The organism is Campylobacter sp. RM12654 (assembly GCF_020137585.1).
In the GTDB taxonomy this organism is placed as follows: domain Bacteria; phylum Campylobacterota; class Campylobacteria; order Campylobacterales; family Campylobacteraceae; genus Campylobacter_E.
Window position 1 is genome coordinate 13,122 of sequence record NZ_JACGAR010000010.1, and the last position, 25,844, is coordinate 38,965.

At 27.4% G+C, this 25,844-nt stretch carries 28 protein-coding genes; 8 read left to right on the top strand and 20 right to left on the bottom strand.

Annotation, left to right across the window (positions count from 1 at the left end):
* Nucleotides 1–2: 2 nt before the first annotated feature.
* The 14 genes from AVBRAN12654_RS04645 to AVBRAN12654_RS04710 form a co-directional block, all read right to left on the bottom strand.
* Complete coding sequence (locus AVBRAN12654_RS04645) at nucleotides 3–320, bottom strand: AzlD domain-containing protein (protein ID WP_214117848.1); 318 nt, start codon at nucleotides 318–320, stop codon at nucleotides 3–5.
* Nucleotides 305–961, bottom strand: coding sequence for an AzlC family ABC transporter permease (locus tag AVBRAN12654_RS04650; RefSeq protein ID WP_214120295.1), 657 nt, complete (start codon nucleotides 959–961; stop codon nucleotides 305–307). Before AVBRAN12654_RS04650 ends, AVBRAN12654_RS04645 begins: the two co-directional genes overlap by 16 nt.
* Entirely contained in the window at nucleotides 958–1,116 is a 159-nt protein-coding gene (locus AVBRAN12654_RS04655; protein WP_214117850.1) for a hypothetical protein, read from the bottom strand. Before AVBRAN12654_RS04655 ends, AVBRAN12654_RS04650 begins: the two co-directional genes overlap by 4 nt.
* A gap of 154 nt (nucleotides 1,117–1,270) precedes the next feature.
* On the bottom strand, nucleotides 1,271–2,830 hold the full coding sequence (gene rmuC / locus AVBRAN12654_RS04660) for a DNA recombination protein RmuC (RefSeq protein ID WP_336614019.1): 1,560 nt from the start codon (nucleotides 2,828–2,830) through the stop codon (nucleotides 1,271–1,273).
* Entirely contained in the window at nucleotides 2,820–3,530 is a 711-nt protein-coding gene (gene kdsB / locus AVBRAN12654_RS04665) for a 3-deoxy-manno-octulosonate cytidylyltransferase (RefSeq protein WP_214117852.1), read from the bottom strand. The genes rmuC and kdsB overlap by 11 nt, the downstream gene beginning before the upstream one ends.
* Nucleotides 3,527–4,903 (bottom strand): threonine synthase, encoded by a 1,377-nt coding sequence (gene thrC / locus AVBRAN12654_RS04670; RefSeq protein WP_214117853.1) that lies wholly within the window; start codon nucleotides 4,901–4,903, stop codon nucleotides 3,527–3,529. The genes kdsB and thrC overlap by 4 nt, the downstream gene beginning before the upstream one ends.
* The gene (cutA, locus tag AVBRAN12654_RS04675; RefSeq protein WP_214120292.1) at nucleotides 4,903–5,193 is read right to left on the bottom strand and encodes a divalent cation tolerance protein CutA; all 291 of its coding nucleotides are present in this window, start codon (nucleotides 5,191–5,193) and stop codon (nucleotides 4,903–4,905) included. Before cutA ends, thrC begins: the two co-directional genes overlap by 1 nt.
* Nucleotides 5,165–6,106, bottom strand: a complete 942-nt coding sequence (locus tag AVBRAN12654_RS04680; RefSeq protein ID WP_336614020.1) for a tetraacyldisaccharide 4'-kinase — start codon at nucleotides 6,104–6,106, stop codon at nucleotides 5,165–5,167. Before AVBRAN12654_RS04680 ends, cutA begins: the two co-directional genes overlap by 29 nt.
* On the bottom strand, nucleotides 6,106–7,233 hold the full coding sequence (locus AVBRAN12654_RS04685) for a DegT/DnrJ/EryC1/StrS family aminotransferase (RefSeq protein ID WP_214117856.1): 1,128 nt from the start codon (nucleotides 7,231–7,233) through the stop codon (nucleotides 6,106–6,108). The genes AVBRAN12654_RS04680 and AVBRAN12654_RS04685 overlap by 1 nt, the downstream gene beginning before the upstream one ends.
* 2 nt (nucleotides 7,234–7,235) lie before the next feature.
* Entirely contained in the window at nucleotides 7,236–7,943 is a 708-nt protein-coding gene (gene nadE, locus AVBRAN12654_RS04690; protein ID WP_214117857.1) for an NAD(+) synthase, read from the bottom strand.
* 38 nt (nucleotides 7,944–7,981) lie between these two features.
* Nucleotides 7,982–9,772, bottom strand: coding sequence for a penicillin-binding transpeptidase domain-containing protein (locus AVBRAN12654_RS04695; RefSeq protein WP_214117858.1), 1,791 nt, complete (start codon nucleotides 9,770–9,772; stop codon nucleotides 7,982–7,984).
* 3 nt (nucleotides 9,773–9,775) lie between these two features.
* Nucleotides 9,776–10,075 (bottom strand): flagellar hook-basal body complex protein FliE, encoded by a 300-nt coding sequence (fliE, locus tag AVBRAN12654_RS04700; RefSeq protein WP_214117859.1) that lies wholly within the window; start codon nucleotides 10,073–10,075, stop codon nucleotides 9,776–9,778.
* An 11-nt stretch (nucleotides 10,076–10,086) separates the two neighbouring features.
* Nucleotides 10,087–10,578: a flagellar basal body rod protein FlgC gene (gene flgC / locus AVBRAN12654_RS04705; protein ID WP_214117860.1), complete on the bottom strand. Its 492-nt coding sequence runs from the start codon at nucleotides 10,576–10,578 to the stop codon at nucleotides 10,087–10,089.
* Nucleotides 10,579–10,588: 10 nt separating this feature from the next.
* Nucleotides 10,589–11,059, bottom strand: coding sequence for a flagellar basal body rod protein FlgB (locus AVBRAN12654_RS04710; RefSeq protein WP_214117861.1), 471 nt, complete (start codon nucleotides 11,057–11,059; stop codon nucleotides 10,589–10,591).
* Between the two features lie 138 nt (nucleotides 11,060–11,197).
* On the opposite strand from AVBRAN12654_RS04710, the gene AVBRAN12654_RS04715 reads away from it, so the two are divergent.
* The 5 genes from AVBRAN12654_RS04715 (at nucleotide 11,198) to AVBRAN12654_RS04735 (ending at nucleotide 15,857) form a co-directional block, all read left to right on the top strand.
* Complete coding sequence (locus AVBRAN12654_RS04715) at nucleotides 11,198–11,698, top strand: Rieske 2Fe-2S domain-containing protein (protein WP_214117862.1); 501 nt, start codon at nucleotides 11,198–11,200, stop codon at nucleotides 11,696–11,698.
* Between the two features lie 2 nt (nucleotides 11,699–11,700).
* Nucleotides 11,701–12,921, top strand: a complete 1,221-nt coding sequence (locus AVBRAN12654_RS04720) for a cytochrome b (RefSeq protein ID WP_214142682.1) — start codon at nucleotides 11,701–11,703, stop codon at nucleotides 12,919–12,921.
* Nucleotides 12,921–13,991, top strand: coding sequence for a c-type cytochrome (locus AVBRAN12654_RS04725; RefSeq protein ID WP_336609797.1), 1,071 nt, complete (start codon nucleotides 12,921–12,923; stop codon nucleotides 13,989–13,991). Before AVBRAN12654_RS04720 ends, AVBRAN12654_RS04725 begins: the two co-directional genes overlap by 1 nt.
* Before the next feature lie 196 nt (nucleotides 13,992–14,187).
* Nucleotides 14,188–15,198, top strand: coding sequence for a hypothetical protein (locus AVBRAN12654_RS04730; RefSeq protein WP_336614021.1), 1,011 nt, complete (start codon nucleotides 14,188–14,190; stop codon nucleotides 15,196–15,198).
* Nucleotides 15,195–15,857 carry a hypothetical protein gene (locus tag AVBRAN12654_RS04735; RefSeq protein WP_336614022.1) on the top strand — a complete coding sequence of 221 codons (663 nt, stop codon included), beginning with the start codon at nucleotides 15,195–15,197 and terminating at the stop codon, nucleotides 15,855–15,857. Before AVBRAN12654_RS04730 ends, AVBRAN12654_RS04735 begins: the two co-directional genes overlap by 4 nt.
* A 31-nt stretch (nucleotides 15,858–15,888) precedes the next feature.
* On the opposite strand, the gene AVBRAN12654_RS04740 is transcribed toward AVBRAN12654_RS04735, so the two are convergent.
* The 4 genes from AVBRAN12654_RS04740 to AVBRAN12654_RS04755 all read right to left on the bottom strand — a co-directional run bounded on the left by AVBRAN12654_RS04740 (nucleotide 15,889) and on the right by AVBRAN12654_RS04755 (nucleotide 20,141).
* Entirely contained in the window at nucleotides 15,889–16,779 is an 891-nt protein-coding gene (locus AVBRAN12654_RS04740) for a radical SAM protein (protein WP_336614023.1), read from the bottom strand.
* A gap of 84 nt (nucleotides 16,780–16,863) precedes the next feature.
* Nucleotides 16,864–17,490 (bottom strand): helix-turn-helix transcriptional regulator, encoded by a 627-nt coding sequence (locus tag AVBRAN12654_RS04745; protein WP_214117868.1) that lies wholly within the window; start codon nucleotides 17,488–17,490, stop codon nucleotides 16,864–16,866.
* 71 nt (nucleotides 17,491–17,561) lie between these two features.
* Nucleotides 17,562–18,833: a D-serine ammonia-lyase gene (locus AVBRAN12654_RS04750; protein WP_336614024.1), complete on the bottom strand. Its 1,272-nt coding sequence runs from the start codon at nucleotides 18,831–18,833 to the stop codon at nucleotides 17,562–17,564.
* A 9-nt stretch (nucleotides 18,834–18,842) separates the two neighbouring features.
* Nucleotides 18,843–20,141: a GntT/GntP/DsdX family permease gene (locus AVBRAN12654_RS04755; RefSeq protein WP_336614025.1), complete on the bottom strand. Its 1,299-nt coding sequence runs from the start codon at nucleotides 20,139–20,141 to the stop codon at nucleotides 18,843–18,845.
* 232 nt (nucleotides 20,142–20,373) lie between these two features.
* Here AVBRAN12654_RS04755 and AVBRAN12654_RS04760 point away from each other — a divergent pair, with 232 nt between their 5' ends.
* From AVBRAN12654_RS04760 to AVBRAN12654_RS04770, 3 genes are read left to right on the top strand one after another with little or no spacing between them, the layout of a single operon-like run.
* Nucleotides 20,374–21,612: an MFS transporter gene (locus AVBRAN12654_RS04760; RefSeq protein WP_214117871.1), complete on the top strand. Its 1,239-nt coding sequence runs from the start codon at nucleotides 20,374–20,376 to the stop codon at nucleotides 21,610–21,612.
* A 20-nt stretch (nucleotides 21,613–21,632) separates the two neighbouring features.
* Nucleotides 21,633–22,292 carry an RraA family protein gene (locus AVBRAN12654_RS04765; RefSeq protein ID WP_336614026.1) on the top strand — a complete coding sequence of 220 codons (660 nt, stop codon included), beginning with the start codon at nucleotides 21,633–21,635 and terminating at the stop codon, nucleotides 22,290–22,292.
* Nucleotides 22,292–23,086 (top strand): nitrilase-related carbon-nitrogen hydrolase, encoded by a 795-nt coding sequence (locus tag AVBRAN12654_RS04770; protein WP_336614027.1) that lies wholly within the window; start codon nucleotides 22,292–22,294, stop codon nucleotides 23,084–23,086. The genes AVBRAN12654_RS04765 and AVBRAN12654_RS04770 overlap by 1 nt, the downstream gene beginning before the upstream one ends.
* Before the next feature lie 32 nt (nucleotides 23,087–23,118).
* Here AVBRAN12654_RS04770 and AVBRAN12654_RS04775 read toward each other — a convergent pair whose 3' ends face one another.
* Both AVBRAN12654_RS04775 and AVBRAN12654_RS04780 read right to left on the bottom strand, forming a co-directional pair.
* Complete coding sequence (locus tag AVBRAN12654_RS04775) at nucleotides 23,119–24,465, bottom strand: ATP-binding protein (RefSeq protein WP_336614028.1); 1,347 nt, start codon at nucleotides 24,463–24,465, stop codon at nucleotides 23,119–23,121.
* Nucleotides 24,466–24,519: 54 nt separating this feature from the next.
* Nucleotides 24,520–25,842, bottom strand: a complete 1,323-nt coding sequence (locus tag AVBRAN12654_RS04780) for an MmgE/PrpD family protein (protein ID WP_336608047.1) — start codon at nucleotides 25,840–25,842, stop codon at nucleotides 24,520–24,522.
* Nucleotides 25,843–25,844 lie beyond the last annotated feature (2 nt).

A 25,844-nucleotide genomic window follows, 5' to 3' on the forward strand; every position in this document is an offset into this window, starting at 1 on the left:
TCCTAAAAAATAATTTCGTGTAAAACATAAAAAACACAAGTTGCTAAAATAATGCTAATAAAACCTTTTTTAAACATTATATGAGAGATTAAGGCAACAAGCCCAGCTACTAAATAATCACTTGCATAAGGTGGGTTTTCATAATCTAAGCCTTTATATAAAAAGCAAACTAAGATAACCATAATCAAAAGTGGCATATGTTTTTCAAGATACATTAAAAGTTCATTTGGTTTTTTTGTCCCAAAAAATATATAAGCTAAAGCCTTTAAAACAACAGCACTAAAACCAGCAATTAATAAAGCACTCATCGTATAAGACATAATTTCTTTCCTAAAATCAATATAAAAATTCCTGAAAAAATACAACTTAACATCATATATTGTTTATCTATGAAAAATAAACCTATAAGCCCAAGAGTTAAGGCTATGAAAAATACTTTATTTTCTTTATGTTTTATGTAAAGTTCGTAAGCTAAAACTATAAATAAAGCATTTAAAGAAAATCCTAAAGCACTATAATCAGCCTTAGCAAAACTTGCTATAAAATACCCTACAATACAACCAAAAATCCAATAAAAATGATTAAAAGTTAGAATTAATACGGCAGTTTTTTTATCATAATCTTTTGCACTAAGTAAGGCAAAACTCTCATCAGTTAAAGTAAAAATCGCATAGTATTTTATAAAGCCTAAATCTCTAAAATATTTTAAAGCTCCTAAAACATAGAAAAAATGTCTAAGATTTAGCAAACTTGAAGCTATTAAAATCTCTACTAAACTAGCACCCGAGCTAAGTAAAGATAATAATAAAAATTGCAATGACGCAGAAAAAACAAAAACAGCAGCCACAAAAACTTCAAAAAAACTAAAAGAATTTGAATAAGCAAGAATGCCAAATGCAATACCAATTACTATATAAGCAACGGCAACGGCAAAAGTATCAATTAAAGCTTGTTTTATCATTTTGTATACTTTTTGATATATTCATCTACATTGCTTACTTCTTGTTTTTTTATAACTTTTTCTTGTTTTACATTATTATCATCATCTTGAAAATATATGTAATCAATCCCAAAAAGTATTCCTATAAATATAATTAATGGTATTAAAAAAATCATTTTCTCTCCTAAATGTATGCTTATAAATAATAACAAATTTTTTTAAAAAAACAATTCAAAAATTTTAAAAAAATCCCCTTAAAATAGAACTTTTAAAAGGATTTATAATTTATTATTTAATTCATAAAACTTTTAAAAATAATTAATACTTTAATTATTTTTTATCAATCAATCTAGTAATTTCACTATCTTTTAAATCTTTTGCTAATTCGCTTAATTCTTTTTTGTTTTTAATACCTAAGGCTTTTAGATTTTCTAAACGAGAACTAATACTACCTTTACCATATAAATGAGTATCAATTTTTAAAAAACCATTTTCGCATTGTTTTTTTAATTTTTCATAATCTTCATAAAAACTAGCGTATTTATCATAAAATTTACCAAATTCATTAAAGACTTTTAAAGCGTTTTGATTTACTTCATAGTTTTTCCAGCCAAAATAAATCATTTTAAGTCCCATAAAAAGCGTAGTAGGACTTACTAAAAATATCTTTTTAGCTTCGGCTTTTTTAAAAATCTGTGAATCACTTTCTAAGGCTAAATCTAAAATATTTTGATAAGGCACAAATAAAATCACATATTCATTTGCAAAATCAACTGCTAATTCATAATCTTTTTTCGCAAGTTCATTTATCCTAGCATTTAAATTATTTGCAATTTCATCTTTATAAACTTCTAAATTATCACTACTTGGTAAAGAGAACTTAGAATCAATAATAACGCATTTGTTAGGTTCAAAATACACAATCGCATCTGGTCTTTTTGTATTATTATCACTATCTTTAAAGCTTTCTTGCATAAAAAAATGCTCGTTTTCAATAAGCCCACTAGATAATAAACACTGCTTAAGCATAATCTCTCCAAAATCCCCACGAGCCTTTTTATCACCTTTTAAAATATTAGCAAACTCATCAGCCTTTTTGCCTAAATTCTGACTTGTTTCAAACATTGTTTTTATATTATTTTCTATGCTTGTATTTTGCTTTAATAAAGCTTTTTCATATTCGCTAATTTGCTCTTTTAAAGGGCTAAAAATCTTGTTTAAAAGCTCATTTGAATTATTTAATAATACTTTTGTGTTTTCTTCATAAATTAATTTTGAGCTTTTTTCATTTTGCTCTTTTAGGTTATTTTCTAAGGTTTTTAAAGTATTTTCATATTTTTCTTCTAAAGATTTTAAATTGTTTTCATACAATTTTACTTTTTCGTTTAAAGCTTCGTTTTTAGCATTTTCTAAATGGTATTTAGAAGATAAATTATCTAAAATATCTTTTGTATTTTTTAAGTTTTCGCACTCTTTTTCAAATTGCTCTTTAGTATTTTTAAGCTCTTCATTTAGCCTTGAAAGTTCTGTATTTAAAATTTCATTTTGATTACGCTTGTTTGCTATTTCAGCATTTATAAAATTATTCTCGTTTTTTAATTCTTTATAATCATTTTCAAGATTATTTACTTTTTCGCTTAAAGCCGAGTTTTGAATATTTAAATTATTTCTTTCATTTTCAATTTGCACTAAATTATTTTTATAATTATTTAATTCTTGTTTTAAATTCTCACTCAAAACACTCAAATATTCTTTATCTTTAGCAAGAGATAAAAACTCGTTTTTAAGCGAGCTTTCACTCTTAAAAATATTTATATAACGAATATAAAAAATAATGCAAACTATAAAAAATACAATACTAATAATGGCTAAAATTAGCTCATTTGTCATTTTCTAAAACCTGCAATAATCTTTCGTAATCAGCCTTTGTATCAATACCAAAAGACTTTGTATTAATCTCGCACATTTTAATGATTTTGCCATTTTCAATAGCTCTTAATTGCTCTAATTTTTCAATATGTTCTAAGCTTGATTTAAGAGTTATAAATTCTTTTAAAGACTTAGCTGTATAAGCGTATATACCTAAATGATGATTGTATTTTACACCCTTTTTATCTCTATCGTAAGGAATTACAGCTCTTGAAAAATATATAGCATTTTGCTTAGTATCAAGGACTACTTTTACCATATTTTCATCACTTGGAGTATCTTTTATAGTATAGCAACTCGCCATAAAAAATTCATTCTTAAATTCATTGCAAAATTCTTTAAACTTAATTAAATTGCTAAGCTCAAATAAAGGCTCATCTGCTTGAAGATTTATAATTAACTCATCATCATTAAGACCTAAAATATCAACGCATTCAGCTAATCTTTCAGTCCCACTTTCGTGAGTTTGCTTTGTTAAAATAGCTGTTAAATTATATTCTTTTGCTAATTCTAATACCTTAGAACTATCAGTAGCAATCACAACCCTATCAGCCTTACTAGCATTTAAAGCTGTGTAAATACACATAGGAATGCCTTTGATTGGCACTAAAATCTTTTCACTAAAACGACTTGATTTAAGTCTAGCAGGAATTATAATCATTGTTTTATCCATTCTATTATTGTTTTTTTAATCTCATCTACTTTTATATCTTTTGCATAATAATTAGTTGAATTTAAAGCATTTAAAAGACTATCATTAAGCTTATAATTATACTTTTTAGCCAAATCTTTAATGCCACTTAATTCATCTTTAAATATGCCTAAAGCTTTTTGAATACTAGGGGTAAATTTAGTCCATTCAGCAGTAGAACAAATCACATTAAAACTATCATCAAGAGCATTAATAGCTGTTGCTGTGTGTGGGTCTAATAAATAATTTTTATAAGCTTTAATATTTTCTAAAGTTTCGGTATCACTGCATTTATAAGCTATAAAATGCTCTTTTAATCTAGCAAGTTCATCTTTAGTAATTTTAAAATATTTATCACTTTCAAGACTTAAATATAATTGTTTAGTTCTACTAGCTCCGAAGAAATAATACATTAAGCGTTCAAGATTTGATGATTTTAAAATATCCATAGCAGGAGAATAAGTGCATTTAAACTCACGATTTCTTAAATCATATTCACCTGTAGTAAAGAAATCATAAAGAATTGTATTCTCATTGCTTACGATTTTGATTTTATCTATATTTGCACCCATTTGCTTAGCATAAAAACAAGCAAGTGCATTACCGAAATTCCCACTAGGAATTATCACATTTATTGGGTTTTTGTATTGAAGACTAAGATAATAATGATATAGCAATTGATAAGTAATTCTTCCAAAATTAAGTGAATTTGCAGCACTTAGATTTAAGCCTTGATTTTTTACAATTTCTTTAAATTCTTTATCGTTTAATAGATTTTTTAATGTGCTTTGAGCATCATCAAAATTACCATCAATTGCTAAAACTAAAGAATTACCATAATCTACATTAGCCATTTGACGCTCTTGAACAGCACTTGTTTTTCCTTTTGGGAAAATACAAACTACTTTTGAGCTTTTGTTTTTACTAAATGCACTAAGAGTTGCTGGGCCTGTATCTCCGCTAGTAGCACAGATAATTAAATGCTTATCATTATCCATAAGTCTTGCAAGTGGTGCTAATGCTAAGTCCTTAAAAGCTCTAGTTTTTCCGTGAAATAATTCACATATATCAGTTTTACTATCAAGTTTTTTGATAACAAAAGGCTCTTTAGTATCAAAATCTAAATATTCATCTAAACTCTTTTCAAAATTACTCAAATCATCACTCAAACTTGAAAAAATCTTTTTAGCAAATTCTTTATAACCCAAACCTTTTAATTCATCTTTATTAAATACTTGCAATTTACTAGGGCAAAACAATCCCCCATCGCTTGAGAGTGGGTTTTTAAGTGCATTTGCAAAATCACTTGTAATGTTTTCATCTCTACTTGAATAAAATATCATTATTTCTCCTTTAAAAATTCTAAATACTTATCTTTTGCTTTAAATTTATAATACACAAACTCAAAACATTCGTAATTATGGTGTTTTTTGATTATTTTATAAACCTTTTTTATATTTTTTGATTTTATTTCTAAACTAAACTCATCATCATTAATAATTTTTCCGTCCCATTTATAAATACTTGTAATTTTAGCAATATGAATACACTTGCTAAGCTCTTTTTTGATTATTTTATTTGCAATTTTTTTAAGCAATTCTAAATCATTGCTGGTTGTCTTTATAAGATACATTAAATTCCTTTAAATAATTAAATATAGCTGTTTTTAACTCATCAAAAATTATTAATTCTTCATCAATTAATATAGTTTCTAGATTAAAATCTTTTATTTTTACATAATCTTTTTTAGTTAGCAAAATATATTTTGCATTGTGCTTTTGCATAAGATTTATTAGCTCTTCTTTATTAAAACTTGAATGGTCGTTATAAAAATAATAAGCTTTTACTAAATCTTTATATTGCAATAATCTAAAAGGCTTTGCAATAGCTGATATTAAAATCATATCTTCTTTAATGTCTTTAATAAAAGAAGTCCTTTTAAAATGTAAATCTTGATAAGCATTAAAATCTGCAAATTTTTCATAACTTTTAGAAAGTCTATAAGCTCCACTTGGAAGGGTAAAATTATATTTATATTTTATATTTGAGTTTAATAAAATATCAAATTTTTTTATATTTGTCTTAGAAAAAGCGTCATCTAAAATAACGCATTTTGCACCTAAATCTAGTGCTTTTTGAATACCTTTAATTCTATCTTCACTAACAATTACATTTGCTTTTGTAAATAAAGCGTGTTCTAATGCTTCATCACCTGCGTTTAAATAATCGCTTAGAATTTGATTACGCAATTTTACTACAAGCAAACCTTTGCTTTTGCGTTTATAACCACGAAGAATAATAAAAATATCATCGTTATAAATAGGATAAAGCATATCGCTTAAAGCCTTGCAAAATGGGGTTTTACCATTACCGCCTACGCTGATATTTCCTACGCTAATTATTGGAATTTTAAAATCATTTTTCTTTGTAGATTTAAAGTTTTTACTAGCAATAAAAGAATATATATAAGAAAACGGCAAAAGAGTGAAAATTAAAATCTTTTGCCATAAATTAGGATTAAAAAAATATCTATCAATAAAACCCATTAAATCCAGCTTGAATCAAGAGTTTTTATAGCATCACAAACTCTTTTTACATCTTCATCGCTAAGATTTATATGAATTGGTATTGATAAAATCTGAGCATAGTTTGCTAAAGCATTTGGAAAATCATTGATTTTTAGATTATATTTTTGTTTATAGTAGCTTAAGAAATTTAAAGGTATGAAATGAATTCCTGTATTTATCCCCATTTCTTTTAGCTTTTTAGCAAAATTATCTCTATTTTTATCAACCTTTATGATATATCTTAAAAATGTGTGTTCTGGGGTTGTTGTAGGCAATTTAATATGCTTTAAACCCTTTAACTCTTCATTATAAATATTTGCTATTTCTCTTCTTCTTTTTAAGTAATATTTATAATTTTTTACTTTAGATAAAGCTAAAGACGCACATACTTTAGTGATTTCATACTCGTGTCCAATATCTGTTACATCATAAAAATATCCAAGATTGCCATCATCTCCCCAAGCATTTGATGAAATTCCATTTGAGTTTAATAATTTTGCTCTTTCATAAACTTTTTCATCATTAATTACTAAAAATCCGCCTGCAAACACAGGGTCTTTTCTCATCGCATTAAACCCAAAAGAAGATATTAAATCCTTAGTTCCTACTAATTCGCCTTTATACTCCATACCAAGTGCAAAACCACAATCATTTATTACAGATACATTGTATTTTTCACATAAAGCTCTAATTTCATCAAGTTTTGCTGCAAGCCCTGCGGTATGATTTACAAAAACTGCTCTTAATTTCTTGTGATTATGTTTAATTAGTGCTTCTTCTAAACTCTTTATATCAATATTAAAACTATCAAGCTCAACATCTACAAAAATAGGTTCAGCATCAAAATATCTAATACTTTGAGCAATTGTTGGAAATGAATTTACAGAGCAAATTACCTTATCTCCACGCTTTAAATCAATCGCACTTAAAGCTAAATGGTGTGCTGCTGTGTGATTATTGGTTAAAACTATACGAGAACCTTTATAAATTTCACTTAAACTATCTTCTAATAATTTAATACTATTTATATCATTATCTAATGATTTAATTAAAAACTCTTTATCATCTTCTGTAATTACATTTAAAAAACAAGAAATTTCTTTCATATTTATGACCTTTTAAATATTTTTATATTTTCTCTTTTGAACTTATTTTTATTTATTCTATCTAATAGTTTTATATAATTATTATCAATTATATTTTTTTCATAATTTTTTAAAAACTTATCAATTTCTGTATAAGTAAAACCAATATCGCTCTCATCATCTTGACCTTCATAAAGGTCTGCGCTTGGTTTTTTACTAATTATATTATTAGGTAGTTCTAAAAATTTAGCAAACTCAAATAATTCACTCTTGTAAAAATCGCCTAAAATATTAAAAGCACAGGCTAAATCTCCCCAAATAGTGCCATATCCTAACATTAATTCACTCTTATTGCTTGTCCCTGCTACTAATAAATTATGCTTAGCTGAATAATCATATAATAAAGTCATTCTAATCCTAGCTGCAAAATTTCCTATTAATACCTTATCATTAGAACCACTTGCTTTAATAAATTCATCTAAAATGTTTTGAATATTTATAATTTCATATTTTAAAGCATATTTATTTGCTAAATTAATAGCGTCATCAAGATTTGTTTTATTTGAAATATTAGTAGGCATTATAAGACAATGTGGCTTTTTTTCGCACTCGCTTAATATTCTTAATACAATAGCACTATCAAGCCCACCACTAAGCCCTAAAACAGCACCATTAAAATTTTTTAATATTTCATTAGCAAATGAAATCATTTGATTTTTAATATTTTGCATTATTTATCCGTTTTTAGGGGCATTTTATAAAATAAATATTAATCAATTCTATTATAACTTGGCTTTAAAAAACCATCTTCTATTAATTGATTAATAGCAAGTGCTGCAACAGGTAAAGCTGTTTGAGCTGCATAATATCCTTCTTTATCTTTATCAGGGCTCATTACTAAAACACCAATTGTGTATCTATTGTTTTCATCATTTGCAAAACCGAAGAAATTTGCATTATATTCTCTTTCATATTTTCCACTAACGCTAATTCTTGCTGTTCCTGTTTTACCACCTACGCTAATTCCTAAAGGCCAATATTTTGCTAAAGATTTTTGATTTGCAGTTTTTATTAATATCCTATTCATCTGCTTTGCAATTTCAAGTGGCAAGACTTCTTTTTCTGTTTTAGTATATATTTCTTTTAATTCCTTATCTTCATTATAATATTTAGCAATTTTAGGACTAATCCAAATTCCACGATTATTAAATACATTATAAGCTGCTAAAAGTTGTATAAAGGTGGTTCTAAAACCATATCCATAAGCCATAGTGTTTTTTTCTACTTCATAAGTTTTTTTAGCATCTTTTATAAAACCTGCTTTTTCATAAGGCAAGTCAATACCAGTTAAATTTCCTAAATTAAATTCCAAATAACCATTAATTAATTCTTTTACATTTTCTTTATTAGAAATTTGAACCATTCCTATATTTGATGAATGAACTATAATATCTTCAGCAATCATACTATCCATAGGATGTGTATCTGTTATGTAAAACTTATCAAGCTTCATTCTTCCGCCATAAGTCTTTACCCATTCAAAAGGAGTTATGCGATTTAGTTTTAATAAATTAGCAAAAGCAATTGGTTTAATTACGGAGCCTGGTTCGTATTCAAATTCTACAGCGTCGGTATTTAGATACGATAAATCACTTTTTCTATGATATGGGTCATACCTTTTGCTAGTTGCTAGTGCAATTACACTTGCGTCTTTGCTATCTAAAATGCCTATTATTACTTGCTTAGCACCAAAATTTTTTCTAGCAACACTTGCTATATTTTCTAATCCTTTTTGAAGCTTTAAATTTACATTTAAATATACATTACTACCATTAATTCTATCACTTAAAAAGCTATCAGAATTTATGATTATATTTCCACCAATATCCTTACTACCTGTTATTTTATAATCACTTTTAGGACTTAAATACTGCTCATAATATTTTTCCAAACCCTTTTTTGGAATATTTGAATATATTCCATCTTCTAAACTTAGTTGAGAATAACCAAGAATTGGGGTTAAAATATCTCCTTTAGAAAAAACTCTTTCTTCTTTATGTTCAATTATCTCAAGTCTTCTTGTACTTACTTTTCCATTTGCATTTTTAAAGGATTTAAAAAATCCTGAAACATAAAGTTTTTTAGATAATTCTTGTAAATAACTTGCGGCTTTTGAATCAATTTCTTTTGATAAAACAAAATTATAAACTTTTTTTTGCTTTAAAGCTTTTAATAATCTTGCTTTAATATCTTTCATTTCTTTATCATCAATAAAGGCATAAATCTGAAATAATTTTAAAAAATAATCTAATTTATCTAAATTAATACTTCTAATATCAATTTCAGCTCTATAAATTCTTCTACTAGTTACTAATGTATATCCATCAGCACTAATAATATCTCCATTTAAAGCACCTACTCGCTCACCTCTTTCAATACTACCTACATTCCTTTCATTAGTTTTGCTTCTAACAAAAGAAAAAATAATAAAAAAAGAAGCGAGCAACAAAAAAAACAATACTATAAAAGTCTTTTTACTAGGCTCGTAAGGTGTTTGCATTTTTTATATTTGAGTTCTACTTATCTCTTTGTATGCGTTAATAGCTTTATTTCTAACTTCTAACATAAATTTCATACTTGTTTCAGCCTTGTTAATAGCAATAGCTGCTTGATGTAAATCTTTCACATTTCCAGTAGCTACATCAGCCATAGCTTTATCTGATACAATTTGTTCTTTATTTAGCTCTTCTAATTCTTGTTTTAAAGCATCTGCAAATGAAAAACCATTATCAACTTTATTAGAATTTGATTTGGTATTTTCAATACTTTGAATCAAACTTGGATTGATTTTAATATTATTCATATTTTAAATTCCTATCTTAATAAATCAATAGCACTTTGAGCTATTGTTTTAGCACTTGTAAATGCTGCCACATTTGCTTGATAAGCCCTTGTTGCCTCAATTAAATTACTCATTTCTACAACAGGATTTATATTAGGATATGCTACATATCCTTTAGCATTTGCATCGGGATGATTTGGCTCGTATTTTAATATAAAATCCTTATCATCTCTTACTACTTTATCTACTACTACACCCATAACAGCAGGCTTTGCTTCAGGAAAATTTACAGGGTCATTTAAAGGATTTTCATACTCAAAAAAACTATTTTTAGAATTAATTTCTTCATTTAAAACATCATCAAAATTAACGGCTTTAAATACTACATCTTGCCTTCTATAAGGACCACCTTCATTTGTTCTAGTAGTATTTGCATTAGCTATATTTGAGCTAATTAAATTCATTCTAAATCTTTGAGCGCTTAGTCCATATCCACTAATATCAAAATCGCTTAAAAATGCCATAAATTATCCCTTAACTTAATTTAGAACTACTCTCAATTATAGTTCTTACAACTTCACTTTGTTTTTTTAGCACAGAATCAAGCGCACTAATCATAATTGCGTTTTTGCTTAATTCACTTGTTTCTACATCTAAATCAACGGTATTTGCATCATTTCTTTGCAAATGTCCATCTCTAGCAAAAATAGTTCCATTTTCGCTATTTTCAAATTCTAATGGTTGTAAATGCCTTTCATTAGTAACTGCTAGTTTATTACTCATACCTTTTCCAAAATGCATAAAATTTGTAGCTGCAATTTGTGCATTTTGTGTAGTTTTGTAAAGTTTATTTGCATTTTCGTTTAAGGCTGTTTCAAAATCAATATCTCTTGATTTATAAAAAGGAGTATCAATATTAGCTATGTTTGAGCTAATTAATTTATTTCTTAAATCTCTACCGGCTAAGGCACTTACAATCAATGGTTTAGATTTATAAAATTCCATTTTCTCTCCTTAAATTAAAATGCAAAAATCCCATAGCAAATAATATTCCAAAACTATTAATAATAATATACTCTTGTAATATTTACCCAATTTTCACTAAACTAGCTATTTATTTTCAAATTTTATGAAAGGATAAGTATGGCTAGTAGAAGAAGCTTTATGGGCTTTACATTAGGCGCTGCTGCGGCTGTTGGTGGTGTTTTTACACTAGTGGGTATGAAAAAAACTTGGGATCCACTTCCTAGTGTAAAAGCAGCAGGTTTTACAACCGTTGATTTATCGCCTTTAGCTGATGGAGAGCTAAGAACTGTTGAATGGAGAAAAAAACCAATATTCATTCTAAAAAAATCAAGTGATATGGAACAAAGCAATACAGATATAATAGCAGGAGATGCAAGATATACGGTAGTAATTGGACTATGCACTCATTTAGGTTGTATTCCAGCATATCATTCAGCTGATAAAGAATTTGTTTGTGCCTGTCATGGTGGAAAATTTAATGTAAGCGGAAAAAATATGTCAGGACCACCTCCTAAACCACTTGAAATTCCACCTTTTTCAATTGATGGAACTAAATTAGTTTTAGGAGAAGTTGGCAAAGAGTATGAAGAAATTATGAAAAATGTAGGAAAGGCTTAATCATGGCACATTTTGAAAAATCAAATGGAATTGTTGATTGGCTAGATCAAAGACTTGCTATCAAAAAATTTATGCAAGTTATGATGACACAATACTGGATTCCTAAGAAAATTAACTTTTTATGGGCAATGGGAGTAATTTTACTTACTATGTTTGCAATACTATTTATTACAGGACTTTTACTTGTAATGTATTATAAACCTGATGTTGCACTTGCTTTTGATAGTGTAAATAAAACTATTATGCAAGAAGTTGAATATGGTTGGCTATGGAGACATATGCACGGGGTTGCTGCGTCGGTAGTATTTTTAGTAATGTATATACACTTATTAACAGGTATTTATTATGGCTCTTATAAAAAAGGTCGTGAAATCATTTGGATAAGTGGTATGGTATTATTCGTATTATTCTCTGCTGAAGCATTTAGTGGTTATATGCTACCTTGGGGACAAATGAGCTATTGGGCTGCTATGGTTATTACTAATCTTTTTGGTGGTATTCCTTTCATAGGACCTGAATTAGTTGAATGGATTAGAGGTGATTACGCTGTTGGAGATGCTACATTAAATAGATTTTTTATGCTACATGTTTGCTTATTACCAATAGTTGTTATTGCATTTGTTGCAATTCACTTTTATGCTTTAAGATTTCCACATGTAAATAACGAAATTGCTGAAGAAATTGATTTTGATTTAGAAGCTGAAAAATATTTAGCTGGCAAGAAAAAAGAAGCGAAAGTTATATCATTTTGGCCTGATTTCTTATGTAAAGATATTTTTTATGTTTGCTTATTTATGATTTTCTATTTTTATCTAGTATGCTTTCACTATGATTTTGCTATGGATCCAATTAACTTTGAACCAGCAAATGCACTTAAAACTCCACCACATATTTATCCTGAATGGTATTTCTTATGGAGTTATGAAATCTTAAGAGGATTTTCTTATGAAGTTGGTCTTGCTTGCTTTGGTATAGCTCAAGTAATTTTCTTTGTATTACCATTCCTAGACCGCTCAAATGTAGTAGCGCCTGCACATAAGCGTGGAGCATTTTTTGTATGGTTTTGGCTATTAGTAATTGATATGATTGTTCTTACTATTTATGGTAAATTACCTCCTGTTGGAATTAATAATACAATAGCAACTATTGCTTCTGTTACATTTTTAGCATTATTAATAGTAGTTTTACCAGTAATTACTCTTATGGAAAGAAAGGCTAAGTAATGAAAGAGTTAAAAATATTTGCAATATTAGTTGTATTCACAGGTATTGTTTATTGGGGAGTTGAGCCTTACGCTCATTCACAAATGCACGAACATACTAGCGAAGTTAATTTTGATTTTAAAGCAGGCGATATAGCTCAAGCTGAAGTTGAATTAAAAAAAGCTAATGAAAGTGGTAAAAAAGATGATATTGATTTTGCTACAAAAAAATTAGAAGATACTAAAAAACTTTGGGCTAATGTTGATAAAATAGCTAGTTTAAAAACTGATGTTGAAGCTGGAAAGGCTGATTTTGAAGCTAATTGTGCTAGCTGTCATAGAGTTGAATTTGATGAATTAGTAGCTGCTGATGATGGAATTAGCGCTCAAGGTATTATTTATCCTGATTTAAGCACAGCAGGAGCTATTTATGATAGTAAATTCTTAATGGCAATTTCTCTTAATCCTGCACTTGCTATGAAAAATAACAAAAAATATAATGATGAAAATCCACACCCTATGATGACAGCATTTTTAGAAGATGATGGCAGTATAAGTGATGAAAATGCTCAATCAGTTGCTAATATAGTAGGATATTTAAATAGTATCGGAAAAGCTGCTCTTGAAGCAAAAAAAGCAAAAATTGCTAATGAAATAAATGCAAGTAAATTAAGCGATAGCGAAAAAGTTGCAAAAATTAATTTTGAGAACAAAAAAGTTATCTTTGAAGAAGCTTGCGGAAGATGTCATGATGTTAAATACGATGGTTTTATTGCTAAAGTAAATGGCGGAGATTTAAAAGATTATATGGGTTCAACGCCACCTGATTTATCAATAATAATTCGTGCTAAAGGAGATGAGTATTTACATAAATTTATAAACGATACTCAAAAACAACTTCCAGGAACTGCAATGCCTAGAGTTGGACTTAACGAACAAGCTCAAAATGATGTTGTTGCTTATTTAACTAGCGTTGGAGATAGTAAAAAAGCTGAACGCGAAGATTTAGGATACAAAATAATGGCTTATTTTGCATTATTAGCAATATTAGCTTATGCTTGGAAAAACGCAATCTGGAAAGAACTACATTAAAAAATTAAGCTAGGTTTTCCTAGCTTAATTTCACTATAATTACTCATATTCATAAAAACACATTAAAAGTATTAAAAATATTTAATTATCCATTTTAAATTCTAAGAATTTAAAATCATATTTTAACTTTTAAACACATTTATAAACCAAGAAATATTCTTAAATAATGCTATGATATGAAAAATAAAGGAGAGTTATGTTTAAAATATTAATGATTTTACTAATTACAAATATTTATTCATATCAAATAAATAAGTTAAAAATAGAGCTAGATAGTATTTATAAAAGCTTTCCTTATATTACAAAAGAAATAAGACAAGACCAAGATGAATTTTTAAAAAGTATTAGTGATTGTAAAGATGATAATAATTGCATTATAAATTCTTATAAAACTAGAATAAAAGAGCTTAACACTAGTCTTGAAAACTCAAAAACCTATCCTAAAGAATTAATAGAACATATAAAAATAATTCAAGAAAACTCAACTGATTGTTATAAGCGTAAATGCACAGTAGATTGTGAAGAGATATCAATAAATAATTTTTGGCAAAATTTTTTTAGATACAAATATATAAAAATTAAGCCAAAAATTATAGATGCTAAGCCTTACACAAGCCAAGAAGTAAAAGACACTCTTAAATACTGCTGGGATTTAGGGCTTGATAGAAAAGTTTATAAAGATATAGGGCGTGATAATATCTATGGTGTTGATAATGATGTGAGTTATTCTTTTTATGAAGTTGATAAAAATGGAGAGCTCTATTTTGCAAGTAAAATTAAGGGTAAAAAATACATAAAAAAACACAAAAATATAACTATTGGCGATGTAGTTTTAGATGATAAAAATTATTTAGCCTTATCAGGAGAATTTGGAAATATTTTGTTTATAGAAAAAGATTTTTGCAATCATCCTATTAAAAATAAAAATCTGTTAGATGTCATAAAAAAATCTAATAGAATAAAAATATCAACAGATTTTCATGAGCTTACACAAAGAATTTTTACGATAAATTACAAAGAAAGAGATTATTTTTTGGTTTATAAGATTTACTATTATAATGCATATCCAACATATGAAATTTATATACATAGTATTGCAAATATTGTATCTAACGCATATTATCTTTACACAAGGGCATACCCTTATACATTTACTGAATTAGAATCTTTACATTGTGAAACAAATTTAAAAAAGGAGAAAATTTGAGCGAATATTTAACTTCTAGTAATTTTACGCCTTTATTTTCTTTAAAAGATAAAAACGCTTATATTACTAGCTTAGTTCATTCTAGCGCTTTGTTTATTTGTTTTTGTGTTTTTATGTATATTGGAAATTTTTCTATGAAAGTTTCTAGTATTAATTTATTTATTATTGCTGCATATTTTGATGAGAGATATTTGCATTATAAGTTTAAAAAACCTAATATTATATATTTTCATAAGGATTTTATACATTTTGTTAATCATAGTTGTAGGCAAAGAGATGAGCTTAATGAAGAAGAAAAAACAATATATTTAAAAAATGCTAAAATCTATAAAACCTGCCTTAATATTCAAAGCAAACAACAATTATATAAATTAAATAATTTTTTAAGTATATTTTATATTTTTATAAGTGTTTGTAATTTTATACTTTTAGTATTTTTTAAAAATATTTATAAAATTTTTACTTTAAATAATCAAAGATTTTATGATATTTTACTAATAGAAGATGATGAGAATATTATTTGTATTTATATGAATAATTCTAACTATTCGCTTTTGTATGAATATTTTTTAAATAATTTTAATATTGATATAACAAAGCTTGATGTTAAAATCAAGCCCTTTTTCTTTCATTCGCACTTGGTTTATAAATACACTTAAAATAAGTAAATTAATCACAATAGCTTTTATATTAATTAGAATTTGATTTGTTTAATTTATAAAAATTAATATCATTTATTTTCACACATTTTATTATATTTTTATCTACTAATTCATCTAACATTTTTATATCTTTTTCATCAATTTCTTGTGAGCTTAATGGTCTTAAACTAATAGTTTTAAGCAAATCATCATATTTATTTATATTAGTTTTTCTACTCATAATATTAACTTTTATATTAGTTATCAAACTAGCCAATTTGCTTAATTTCTCAAAACTTGCAGCCTTTACATTATAATCACTCGGTCTATCAATAGTTCCTAAATCAAGTCTAGTTGCTTTAATATCCTTTAAAATATCATTTAAAGCAATAAAATCCTTTTCATCATCATTAATACCATCTAAAACCAAGCATTCTAAAATCAACTCACCTTTATAAATTTGACTAAATTCTTTTATACCTTGAACTATTTTATTTATATCTATATTCGTTCTATCAATTTTGCGAAATACCTTAGGATTTACACTATCAATGCTTAGTTTAACGCTATCAAGATTTAATAATGCCTTTTGAATATTTTTATCAAAAATTGTGCTTGCATTACTCAAAATTAATGATTTTGCATTCTTTTTAACTTCATTTATTTTTATAATCAATTCATCTAAATATGGATATAAAGTAGGTTCGCCATTTGCACTAATGCTTATATAATCGCAATCTTTATGTATTTTCAAAGCTTCTTTTAACTCATTTATTATATATTCAACACTTAAATTTGATTTATTTTCATATCTTAATTTAGCTTTTCCAAGTTCACAATATAAACAATCAAAATTACAACATTTCTCATTAGGGCTTAAATCTATACCTAAAGATTTTTTAAATCTTCTTGAATTAACTGGGCCAAAAATTACTTTCATAAAAATACCTTTAATATTAATTACTATTGAGATTTTAGCACTAAATACTAATGGAATTTAACTTAATCAAGCGTTTATGCTTGATTAAAATTTTTGTTTAGATTTGTTTATACAACGATATATGCTTGATTCTGAAAGATTTAAAAGATTAGCTATTTCTGTAATTGAGCCTTTTATATTAAAAATACCTTTTTCATAGATTTTATCTACTATTATTTGCCTTTGTTTTGGTTTTAGATTAGTATTTTTTAGCTCATTTACGCTAAGCCCTGTTAATTCTTGAATTAGCTCATTTAAATCAAGGCTCAAAACTTCTTCATAAGCAGCTTCTTCTACAGGTATATCACTACCTAATAATTGTGCTGCTATATTTTCCATTCTACTTTTATCGTAGTTTATACATAGCATTCCACTTAATTTATTGCCTTCTTTGATAAAAAATGTGCTACCTCTTATATTTTTTCCACCTGCACTTGCTTTATAATTGCTTAAAAAATCTCTTTCTTCATAAATCTTTTTATTAACAAGCTCAAGTGCAAATCCTGTAATAGGAGAATTAATACTTCTTCCGCTTATGTGATTATTAGCAATTTCTGCAATACTCATTCCATCATCATTTATATCGTGCAAAACTATTTCATAATCCTTGCCTAAAGCTTGTGCTAAAAAATGCACTAATTTTATATATTCTGTTCTTGTTTGTTGATTCATAAAGCCCTCGGTAAATGTTTTGTAAATTATAGTTGCGTAAAGTAATTATAAGCCCTATTTTAGGGCTTATTTTATAATAATTCATCTCCTGTTTTAATAAATTCAGCCATTTCAGCGTCTGGCACCATACTTCCACCTGTTGCCCATATTAGATGAATTGCGTTTTTGTGTTCAGTTTTAAGCTCATTAGAAATCATTAAGCCTTTAACTCCAGCTAAAGCCGAAGGCTCAAGCTTAATACCTTCGCTAGATGCAAGTAAGCTTAAATATCTATACATATTCTCATCACTTACCGTAAAGCTTCCATCAATTACACGCTCAAGCACTTTACCTACAAGACCACTCGCACGACCAACAGCAAGCCCATCAGCAGCCGTAATATTATCAAGCCCAATATCAGCTACACTTATTTCATTATGTTTTCCGGTAGCAAGTCCAAGTATCATACAAGGACTATGCGTTGGCTCAGCAAAAAAGCATTTTACACAATCGCAAAATTCAGCCTTAAGCCCATAAGCAACCCCACCAGGACCACCACCAACACCGCAAGGAAGATAAACATAAAGCGGTCTATCTTTGCTGATATTAATATCTAATGCTTGAAATTGTCCTTTTAATCTCTTTGCAGCAACGCTATATCCTAAAAATAAATTATGCGAGTTTTCATCATCTATAAAATAACAATACGGATTATTTTCAGAACTTTTTCTTCCTTGCTCTACTGCGACGCCGTAATCATCTTCATAAGTAATCACGCTGCATCCGTGCTCTCTTAGCATTTTTTTCTTCCATTCTTTAGCACAATCACTCATATGAACTTCTACTTTAAAGCCAAGTTTTGCACTCATAATTCCTATTGAAAGACCAAGATTACCTGTTGAGCCAACTGCTATTTTATATTTACTTAAAAATTCTTTATATTTTGGCTCGGCAAGTTTTGAATAATCATCTTGAATACTTAGCATATTATTTTCTATTAGCAAATCTTCTGCGTGTTTTAATACTTCATATATTCCACCACGAGCCTTAATAGAGCCTGATATTGGTAAATGCGAATCAAGTTTTATATAAACATCGCCTTGAATACTAGCACCACTTAATTTTTCTAACTCTTTTTTATAATTATTCACACAAGCTAATGGGCTTTCTATAATACCATTAGTAATATTTGTAGCAGGGAAAATTATCTTAAGTAAAGGTGCAAAACGATTAAGTCTAGCCCTTGCATCATCAATTCTATCAAGCTTAATAGCACCTTTGTTTAATTCATTTAATACATCATTACTTAGATTTGTATTAATCCAACTTGTTTCTTTCATTGCTTTTAGATTTTCAATTAACATTTTTACTCCTTATAAAATTATTGATAAAACATAGCTTAAGATTAAACCACTTATACTTGCTACTAAAGTCGCACTTGTAAAGTATTTAAACATAGCCTTTACACTCATTCCTAAGCTTTCTTTTACTAGCCAAAATAAGCTATCTGTTACGATAGTAAAACCTATAGCACCACTTCCTATTGCAAGGCATAAAACTTCTTTACTAACATTACTATCCATTTGCAAGACAATTCCTGCTGCACTAATCATAGCAACCGTTGCACTTCCAACACTAGCATGTAAAATAATAGCAATTAACCAAGCTAAAAATACAGGATTTAAACTCAAACTTCCTAAAGTCTGCTTTAATGCTTCGCCAATGCCTGAAGCAATTAATATCTCATTAAAAGCTCCACCTGCTCCTATGATTAATAAAATTGAAGCAATTTGCATAAATGAATTAGAACTAAATTCCATTAAATTTTGCATAGAATAGCCTTGCTTTAAGCCTAAAGTATAGTATGCTACAAAAACACTTATTAATAATGCGATAATAGGATTTCCAATGAATGCAAATACTGCATTATCTTTAAATACTAAAGTCTTAAGCAACATTAAAACTAAAGGTAAAAGTATTGTAAAATAAGTAATTGCTGTGCTTGGCATAGAGTTATAAGTAGAACTTGTATTATCAAAAACACTCATCTCATTATCTTTTGAAAAATCAAAGAATTTCAAAAACAAAACCCCACCTATAAAAGCACATATCATACCCACAACTATACTCATCCAAATTACTTGACCTATATCAGCACCTAAAGTAGCTACTATGCTAGTAGCTGCTGGGTGTGGTGGCACCATACAATGAACTGCCATTAGTGAAGTTGCTAATGCTATGCCTATTTTTATTCTACTAACACCTATTTCTTTAGCTACAACTAAAACTAAAGGCACTAATAAGACAAATCCAACCTCAACAAATACAGGAATACCAGCAATAAATCCAACCAACATCATAACAATATCAGCTCTTTTTTTACCAAGTAGATTTAGTAATGATAGGGCTATTTTTTGCGCTCCGCCACTAACTTCTAACATTTTTCCTAAGATACTTCCACAACCAATAATAACAGCTAAAAATCCTAGCGTCCCACCTACTCCATTTTCAATAATAGAACCAATTTTTGTTAAATCAACACCAGTTATAAGTGCGACAAAAATACTTGCTAAGCTTAATGATAAAAAAGCGTGGATTTTAAGTTTTGTAATACAAAACACAACTAAAGCAATAGAAGCTATTAAGACCGAAATTAAAGCAAAATTGCTCATCTTTTCTCCTTTATTTAAAAATCATCATTTGATTATACCCCCCCCATCTTTAAAATTTTCTTAAAATAATAATTTTTTTGATTTTTTTTAATAAATTTTCTTAATTTTTCTTACTTTTTCATAAAATATTACAAAAAGTAACAAATTTTTATTAATTTTAGAAAAAATAATAATAAAATTTTATTATTTTTATATAATGAAAATAAGTTAATTTTAAAAAAAAGGAGAAATTATGAGATTTAGGTGGCTTATAGCCTTTGTATTTTTCCTAATAGGCTTAATCGCTTATATGGATAGGGCAAATATTTCTGTCGTTGCTAGTTTTATGATGCAAGAATTTAATATAGATAAAACTCAATTTGGCTTATTAAATTCTGCATTTTTTATAGCTTATGCCGCAGCTCAAATTCCAAGTGGTATTTTAATTCAAAAATTTGGCAATAAATTTATGACTATTTTTGCATTAATTTTATGGTCAATTTTTACTATTTTAACGCCACTTGCAGGAACATTTATGCTACTTTTAGTAGTTAGATTTTTATTTGGTTTAGGAGAAGCTCCTATATATCCTAGCAATGCAGCATTTAATAATAACTGGTTTGGCAAAAAAGAAAAAGCAAGAGCAGCTTCATTTTTACTAGCAGGTTCATACTTTGGGCCAGTAATTGCTCCATTTATATCTGTTTGGCTTGTCAATAATTATGGTTGGCATAGTGTATTTTATGTATTTGGTGCGATTGGAATTTTAATCGCCTTGATTTATTATTTTATAAGTTCATCAAGACCTGAAGATAATAAATTTATTAGTAAAGACGAACTTTTATATATTCAAAGTGAAAGATTTGTAGATAGTATTAAAAAAACTCCTTGGAAAGCATTCTTAAAAAATAAAGAATTTTATGCACTTGGAATTGCATACTTTTTTTGTGTTTATATGACAGGTATGTTTATGACTTGGCTTCCTACATTCTTACTAGAAGCTAAAGGGCTTGATTTAAAAGCTATGGGATTTTACGCTGGAGCTCCTTGGCTTGCTATTTGTATATTTGTTGCACTTGGTGGTGGATTAAGCGATAAGATTTTAAAAATTACAAATAGTTTTAAAAAAGCTAGAACTTATTTAGCAGTTGCTGGATTTTTAATATTTGATATATGCTTATTTTTAGTTGTATATGTTGAAAATACAATGCTTAGTATTTTATTTTTAAGTCTTGGTTTTGGATTTTTAGGACTTCCTGTTGTTGTATCTTGGGCTGTTGCAGCTGATAAAGGTAGAAGTCAAGCAGCAGCGGTTAGCTCTTGGATGAATTTATGGGGAAATGTAGGTTCAGCGTTTTCGCCTATTTTAGTTGGCTGGATGGCACAAAAATATGGATGGAATATAGCTATATTATTTAATATAATTCCTGTAACACTTGCTATGATAGCTTATTTATTTGTAAAACCCGACAATGCTTTAGAAAGTAATTAATTTTAATAAAAGGAGAAAAAATGTTTATTTTAAACAAAAGAGTTAGTAAAGTTTCAGATGAAATTCTTAATCTTTATAAAGAGGTTTGCCCTTCAACTATAGGACATATGCAAGATTGTGGTTTTATTAGAAATTTAAAGCCACTTCATAGTGGAAAAAAATTAGTAGGAACTGCTATAACCGTTAGAATACCACACCTTGATTCTACTGCTGTTCATAAAGTATTTGATATTGTAAATGAAGGTGATATTGTAGTAATTGATACTAATAAAGATTATGAAAGAGCACCTTTTGGAGAATTAGTTTGCTATATGGCAAGACACAAAAAAGTTGGTGGAGTAATCATTGATGGTTGTGTAACTGATTTGAATGCTATTAAAAATCTTGGCGTTAATGTTTGGTATAGAAATGTTAGTGCTTTAACAACTAGAATTAAAGGAATTGAAGGCTCAATTAATGTTCCTATTGCTATTGATAATGTTGTTATAAATCCAGGAGATTTGATAATAGCTGATGATGATGGAATACTAGTTTTAAATCCAGATATTGATAATGTTGAAGAACTTGGCAAAAGAGCAATAAATGTTCAAATAGGAGAAATTGAAACAAAAGCAAAAATAGATAAAGGCATTCCACTTAGCGAAATTTTAGGTGCAAATAAATATTTTGAGGGTTTATGATGAATAAATTAAAAATTGCTTTAGCTCAAATAAAAACCGATAGAAATTATAAAATTAACCTTGAAAAAATTATTGATTTTATGCAAAAGGCAAAATCTTTTGGTGCTGAGCTTGTGGTGTTTCCAGAAACTTCACAGGCTTTTGTGCCTAGTAATGAAGGGATTAATTTTAATACCATTGCTCAAAATATTGATGAAGAATTTGTAATAAGCATTATTAATAAAAGTAAAGAGTTAAATATCGCAGTTGTTTTTGGCTTTTATGAAAAAGATAATGAAAAAACTAAAAATAGTGTAATTTTTGCTGATTGTGGCAAAATAATCCATAAATATTCAAAAACTCACCTTTACGATGCTTTTAGCTATGATGAAAGTAAAGATATAAATGCAAGTAATGAAAAAATAAAAGCCTTTGATACAAAATGGGGCAAAATGGGGATAATGGTGTGTTATGAACTTCGTTTCCCTGAAATTGCTAGAACTTTAGCACTTGATGGTGCAAGGCTTGTATTAGTTCCTACTGCTTGGGTAGATGGCAAATATAAAGATGAACATTTTATGCTACTTACTAAAACAAGAGCTTTAGAAAACACAATATATTTATGTGCTAGTAATCAAACAGGTAATATCTACACAGGTCGCTCGTGCCTAATAAATCCACTTGGACTTGAAGAAATAAAACTTGGCGTTGATGAAGGTATTCAAATATTTGAAATTGATTTTAATAAAATTGATGAAGTTAGAAAAGCCTTGCCTTGTATATCTCAAAGAAAGCCTAATTTATATAGCCTATAAACTAAATTTCGTATGCCTTAAACATACGAAATTTATAATAATTCAATTAATTGTATTTCATCACTAGCAAGTGCTTTTAAATCATTTGTAAAACCGCTTTTGCTAAATAAAATATATTTTTTAATAGGTAAATTACTATCTATTTTAGTAGCTTTTGCTTTTAAATCTTCTAAAACATTAGTTCCTACTGCTTTATTTTTATATTTACATTCAGCAACTATTAAATAATCTTTAGCGACCCCAACCGCATCAATTTCTGTATTTTTATCCCACCATCTACCGCATTTTAAAAGGTCTTTATGTGTATTTAAAAGATAATTAATCGCTAAATCTTCATACACCCTACTTATAAATTCCATAAAACTTGTCTTAATTATATTAATTACATAATCTGTATTATCAAGTTCAAGTTGAGATTTATAAGGAAATATATATGCAAAATAAAATCTTAAAAAATTATCTTTTATAAAATATAAACTTTTTTTTGATTTTTCTGGATTTTGTTCGGTTATAGGAATAATTTTATAAATAATATCAAGCTCAATTAATTTATCTATAAAAGATGTTATATTATTTGGACTTTTACCTAATTTACTAGCAATATTTCCAATCTTGTGTTCTCCACTAGCAATAATTTTTAAAATTGAAAAATAAGTTATAGGTTCATTGATTTCATTTTGCAATACAAAACTAGCTTCATTATATAAATATGAATTTGGATTTAAAATATTTCCTTTAATATTTTCATAAATATCCCCTTTATCATTTATAAGCTCAAGATATTTTGGAATACTATAAAAGACGCTATATATTTCTATAAGTTCATTTTTAGTTTTATTAGGAAAAAAATCTTTTAAATACTTAAACTCAAGTGCTTCAAGCTTAATAGCACTAGTTCTTCTACCATATAAAGGAGAATTATATGATAATGTATATTCATACATCATAGAAATAATTGAGCCACATAAAATCAAATGAATATTTTTATTCTTAAATATCTCATCACAAATATACTGAAATTGCGATGGAATAGAATTATCAAGCTTTGCAAGATATTGAAACTCATCAATTACTATTATTATTTTTTCATCTATTTTATTTGCTACATATAAAAATAAAGTTTTAATATCATTTATTTGAATTTGTTTTAACAAATCATCATTATAAAAATTAGCTAATTCATCTTTCATTCTATTAATTGTAATGTTAATATTTTCAAGGCTTGATAAAAAATAAAAAGCTTTTTTATCTTTTATATATTCTTTAATAAGTCTAGTTTTTCCAACCCTACGCCTACCATAAAGAATAGTGAAAGTAAAACCAATTTTATTAAATTCATCGTTTAAAGTTTTTAAATGTTTTTCTCTATTAACAAACATATTTAACCTTTATCGTTTTTAAATTATTATAATCTAAAAACGATAAATTTTAATTTATTCAAAACTTTTTATGTTTTCTAAATCTAAGACTTGTTTTTTAATTTTTTCTGAAAGATTTTTATCATTTACATTTGCATTAAATTTCTCAAGTAATTCATCTAAACTTAAAGCATTATCTGGATTACCTTTATTAATTTTTACTTCTTTAATAATAGTGCTTCCATTATTAAGCGTTGCTTTAAATTTGCCACAAAAATACTTTGGAAATCCACCTGAAATATATTTTTCATATTTAATTTTTTTAGCAAAATTAACAATCTCTTCACGATTTAATTCATTATAAGAATTTAAATTCACTTTACCATCTATAAACATATAACTTATTAAATACGCAAATGAAAATTTTGCTTCATAATCTGTTTTTGGATTGTGTTTTTTATCTATAGGGTCGCATATAAAAGAAATAGGAACGCTATCTACATAGCATAAAATCTCCTTTATATCATCAGGCTTTAAACCATCATTTTTAAGTTCTTTAGCACAATCAATAAGCCCGTGTGCGAAATGACAACTTGGATATGGCTTAATTGATACTTCTTTTACCATATAATCTTTTCCTAAATTTTTATCAAGCCTTGTCTTATCGCATTCATCTTCTATACCAAATGCTCTAAAGATATTATCACGACCTTCAAAAATACTAACAGGAGCAAAAAGACCAGCTTTTGCATATTCACAAGCTCTAATTCCATTTAAAACCGCACTTGCTATATGAAGTATTTTAGAATTGCTTCCATTACTTAAAAACTCATTTATCCCACCTGCAAAACTAGCAGCAAAACCTAAAGCATTGATTGTTTGCGAAACATTTAAATCATTGATAACACAAGCTGCAGCACTTGCTCCAAAAACTCCAGCAATAGCACTTGTATGAAAACCATTTTTATGAAATGTCCCATTACTAGCAACCCCAATTCTTCCTGCAACTTCCCAACCCATAATAAAAGCTTTTAATATTTTTTTACCATCATTTGTTTTAGAAAATCCATAACTAAGACAAAGCGGGGTTAAAATAGCACTTGCGTGAAGTATAGCTTCTGTTAGAGTATCATCAAAATCAAGTATATGAGAACTCATAGCATTTATCATAGCAGCATTAAGTGGGGTAGCCTTAAATTCACTACCCCAAATGCTTGTATTAGCATTCTCTTCTTTAAATGCCTTAATGGTTTTTAAAATAGCATCATTTTTGCTACCCGCAAGAGCAACTCCAATGGTATCTAACATCAATTCTTTTGCTCTAGTTTTTACATCAGCTGGTATATCTTCATAACTTTTATTTACTACAAATTCAGCTAATTTTTCACTATAAAGCATAA

Bases quoted from the DNA above. Each gene is read 5' to 3' on its own strand.
- AVBRAN12654_RS04750 (WP_336614024.1), bottom strand. From the start codon at position 18,833: ATGTTAATTGAAAATCTAAAAGCAATGAAAGAAACAAGTTGGATTAAT.
- AVBRAN12654_RS04685 (WP_214117856.1), bottom strand. From the start codon at position 7,233: ATGAAAGAAATTTCTTGTTTTTTAAATGTAATTACAGAAGATGATAAA.
- cutA (WP_214120292.1), bottom strand. From the start codon at position 5,193: ATGTATCTTATAAAGACAACCAGCAATGATTTAGAATTGCTTAAAAAA.
- AVBRAN12654_RS04760 (WP_214117871.1), top strand. From the start codon at position 20,374: ATGAGATTTAGGTGGCTTATAGCCTTTGTATTTTTCCTAATAGGCTTA.
- AVBRAN12654_RS04775 (WP_336614028.1), bottom strand. From the start codon at position 24,465: ATGTTTGTTAATAGAGAAAAACATTTAAAAACTTTAAACGATGAATTT.
- AVBRAN12654_RS04715 (WP_214117862.1), top strand. From the start codon at position 11,198: ATGGCTAGTAGAAGAAGCTTTATGGGCTTTACATTAGGCGCTGCTGCG.
- thrC (WP_214117853.1), bottom strand. From the start codon at position 4,903: ATGATATTTTATTCAAGTAGAGATGAAAACATTACAAGTGATTTTGCA.
- AVBRAN12654_RS04730 (WP_336614021.1), top strand. From the start codon at position 14,188: ATGTTTAAAATATTAATGATTTTACTAATTACAAATATTTATTCATAT.
- AVBRAN12654_RS04755 (WP_336614025.1), bottom strand. From the start codon at position 20,141: ATGAGCAATTTTGCTTTAATTTCGGTCTTAATAGCTTCTATTGCTTTA.
- AVBRAN12654_RS04745 (WP_214117868.1), bottom strand. From the start codon at position 17,490: ATGAATCAACAAACAAGAACAGAATATATAAAATTAGTGCATTTTTTA.
- AVBRAN12654_RS04655 (WP_214117850.1), bottom strand. From the start codon at position 1,116: ATGATTTTTTTAATACCATTAATTATATTTATAGGAATACTTTTTGGG.
- AVBRAN12654_RS04770 (WP_336614027.1), top strand. From the start codon at position 22,292: ATGAATAAATTAAAAATTGCTTTAGCTCAAATAAAAACCGATAGAAAT.
- AVBRAN12654_RS04740 (WP_336614023.1), bottom strand. From the start codon at position 16,779: ATGAAAGTAATTTTTGGCCCAGTTAATTCAAGAAGATTTAAAAAATCT.
- nadE (WP_214117857.1), bottom strand. From the start codon at position 7,943: ATGCAAAATATTAAAAATCAAATGATTTCATTTGCTAATGAAATATTA.
- AVBRAN12654_RS04680 (WP_336614020.1), bottom strand. From the start codon at position 6,106: ATGGGTTTTATTGATAGATATTTTTTTAATCCTAATTTATGGCAAAAG.
- AVBRAN12654_RS04695 (WP_214117858.1), bottom strand. From the start codon at position 9,772: ATGCAAACACCTTACGAGCCTAGTAAAAAGACTTTTATAGTATTGTTT.
- flgC (WP_214117860.1), bottom strand. From the start codon at position 10,578: ATGGCATTTTTAAGCGATTTTGATATTAGTGGATATGGACTAAGCGCT.
- AVBRAN12654_RS04725 (WP_336609797.1), top strand. From the start codon at position 12,921: ATGAAAGAGTTAAAAATATTTGCAATATTAGTTGTATTCACAGGTATT.
- AVBRAN12654_RS04650 (WP_214120295.1), bottom strand. From the start codon at position 961: ATGATAAAACAAGCTTTAATTGATACTTTTGCCGTTGCCGTTGCTTAT.
- AVBRAN12654_RS04720 (WP_214142682.1), top strand. From the start codon at position 11,701: ATGGCACATTTTGAAAAATCAAATGGAATTGTTGATTGGCTAGATCAA.
- fliE (WP_214117859.1), bottom strand. From the start codon at position 10,075: ATGAATAATATTAAAATCAATCCAAGTTTGATTCAAAGTATTGAAAAT.
- AVBRAN12654_RS04765 (WP_336614026.1), top strand. From the start codon at position 21,633: ATGTTTATTTTAAACAAAAGAGTTAGTAAAGTTTCAGATGAAATTCTT.
- AVBRAN12654_RS04645 (WP_214117848.1), bottom strand. From the start codon at position 320: ATGTCTTATACGATGAGTGCTTTATTAATTGCTGGTTTTAGTGCTGTT.
- AVBRAN12654_RS04780 (WP_336608047.1), bottom strand. From the start codon at position 25,842: ATGCTTTATAGTGAAAAATTAGCTGAATTTGTAGTAAATAAAAGTTAT.
- rmuC (WP_336614019.1), bottom strand. From the start codon at position 2,830: ATGACAAATGAGCTAATTTTAGCCATTATTAGTATTGTATTTTTTATA.
- kdsB (WP_214117852.1), bottom strand. From the start codon at position 3,530: ATGATTATAATTCCTGCTAGACTTAAATCAAGTCGTTTTAGTGAAAAG.
- AVBRAN12654_RS04710 (WP_214117861.1), bottom strand. From the start codon at position 11,059: ATGGAATTTTATAAATCTAAACCATTGATTGTAAGTGCCTTAGCCGGT.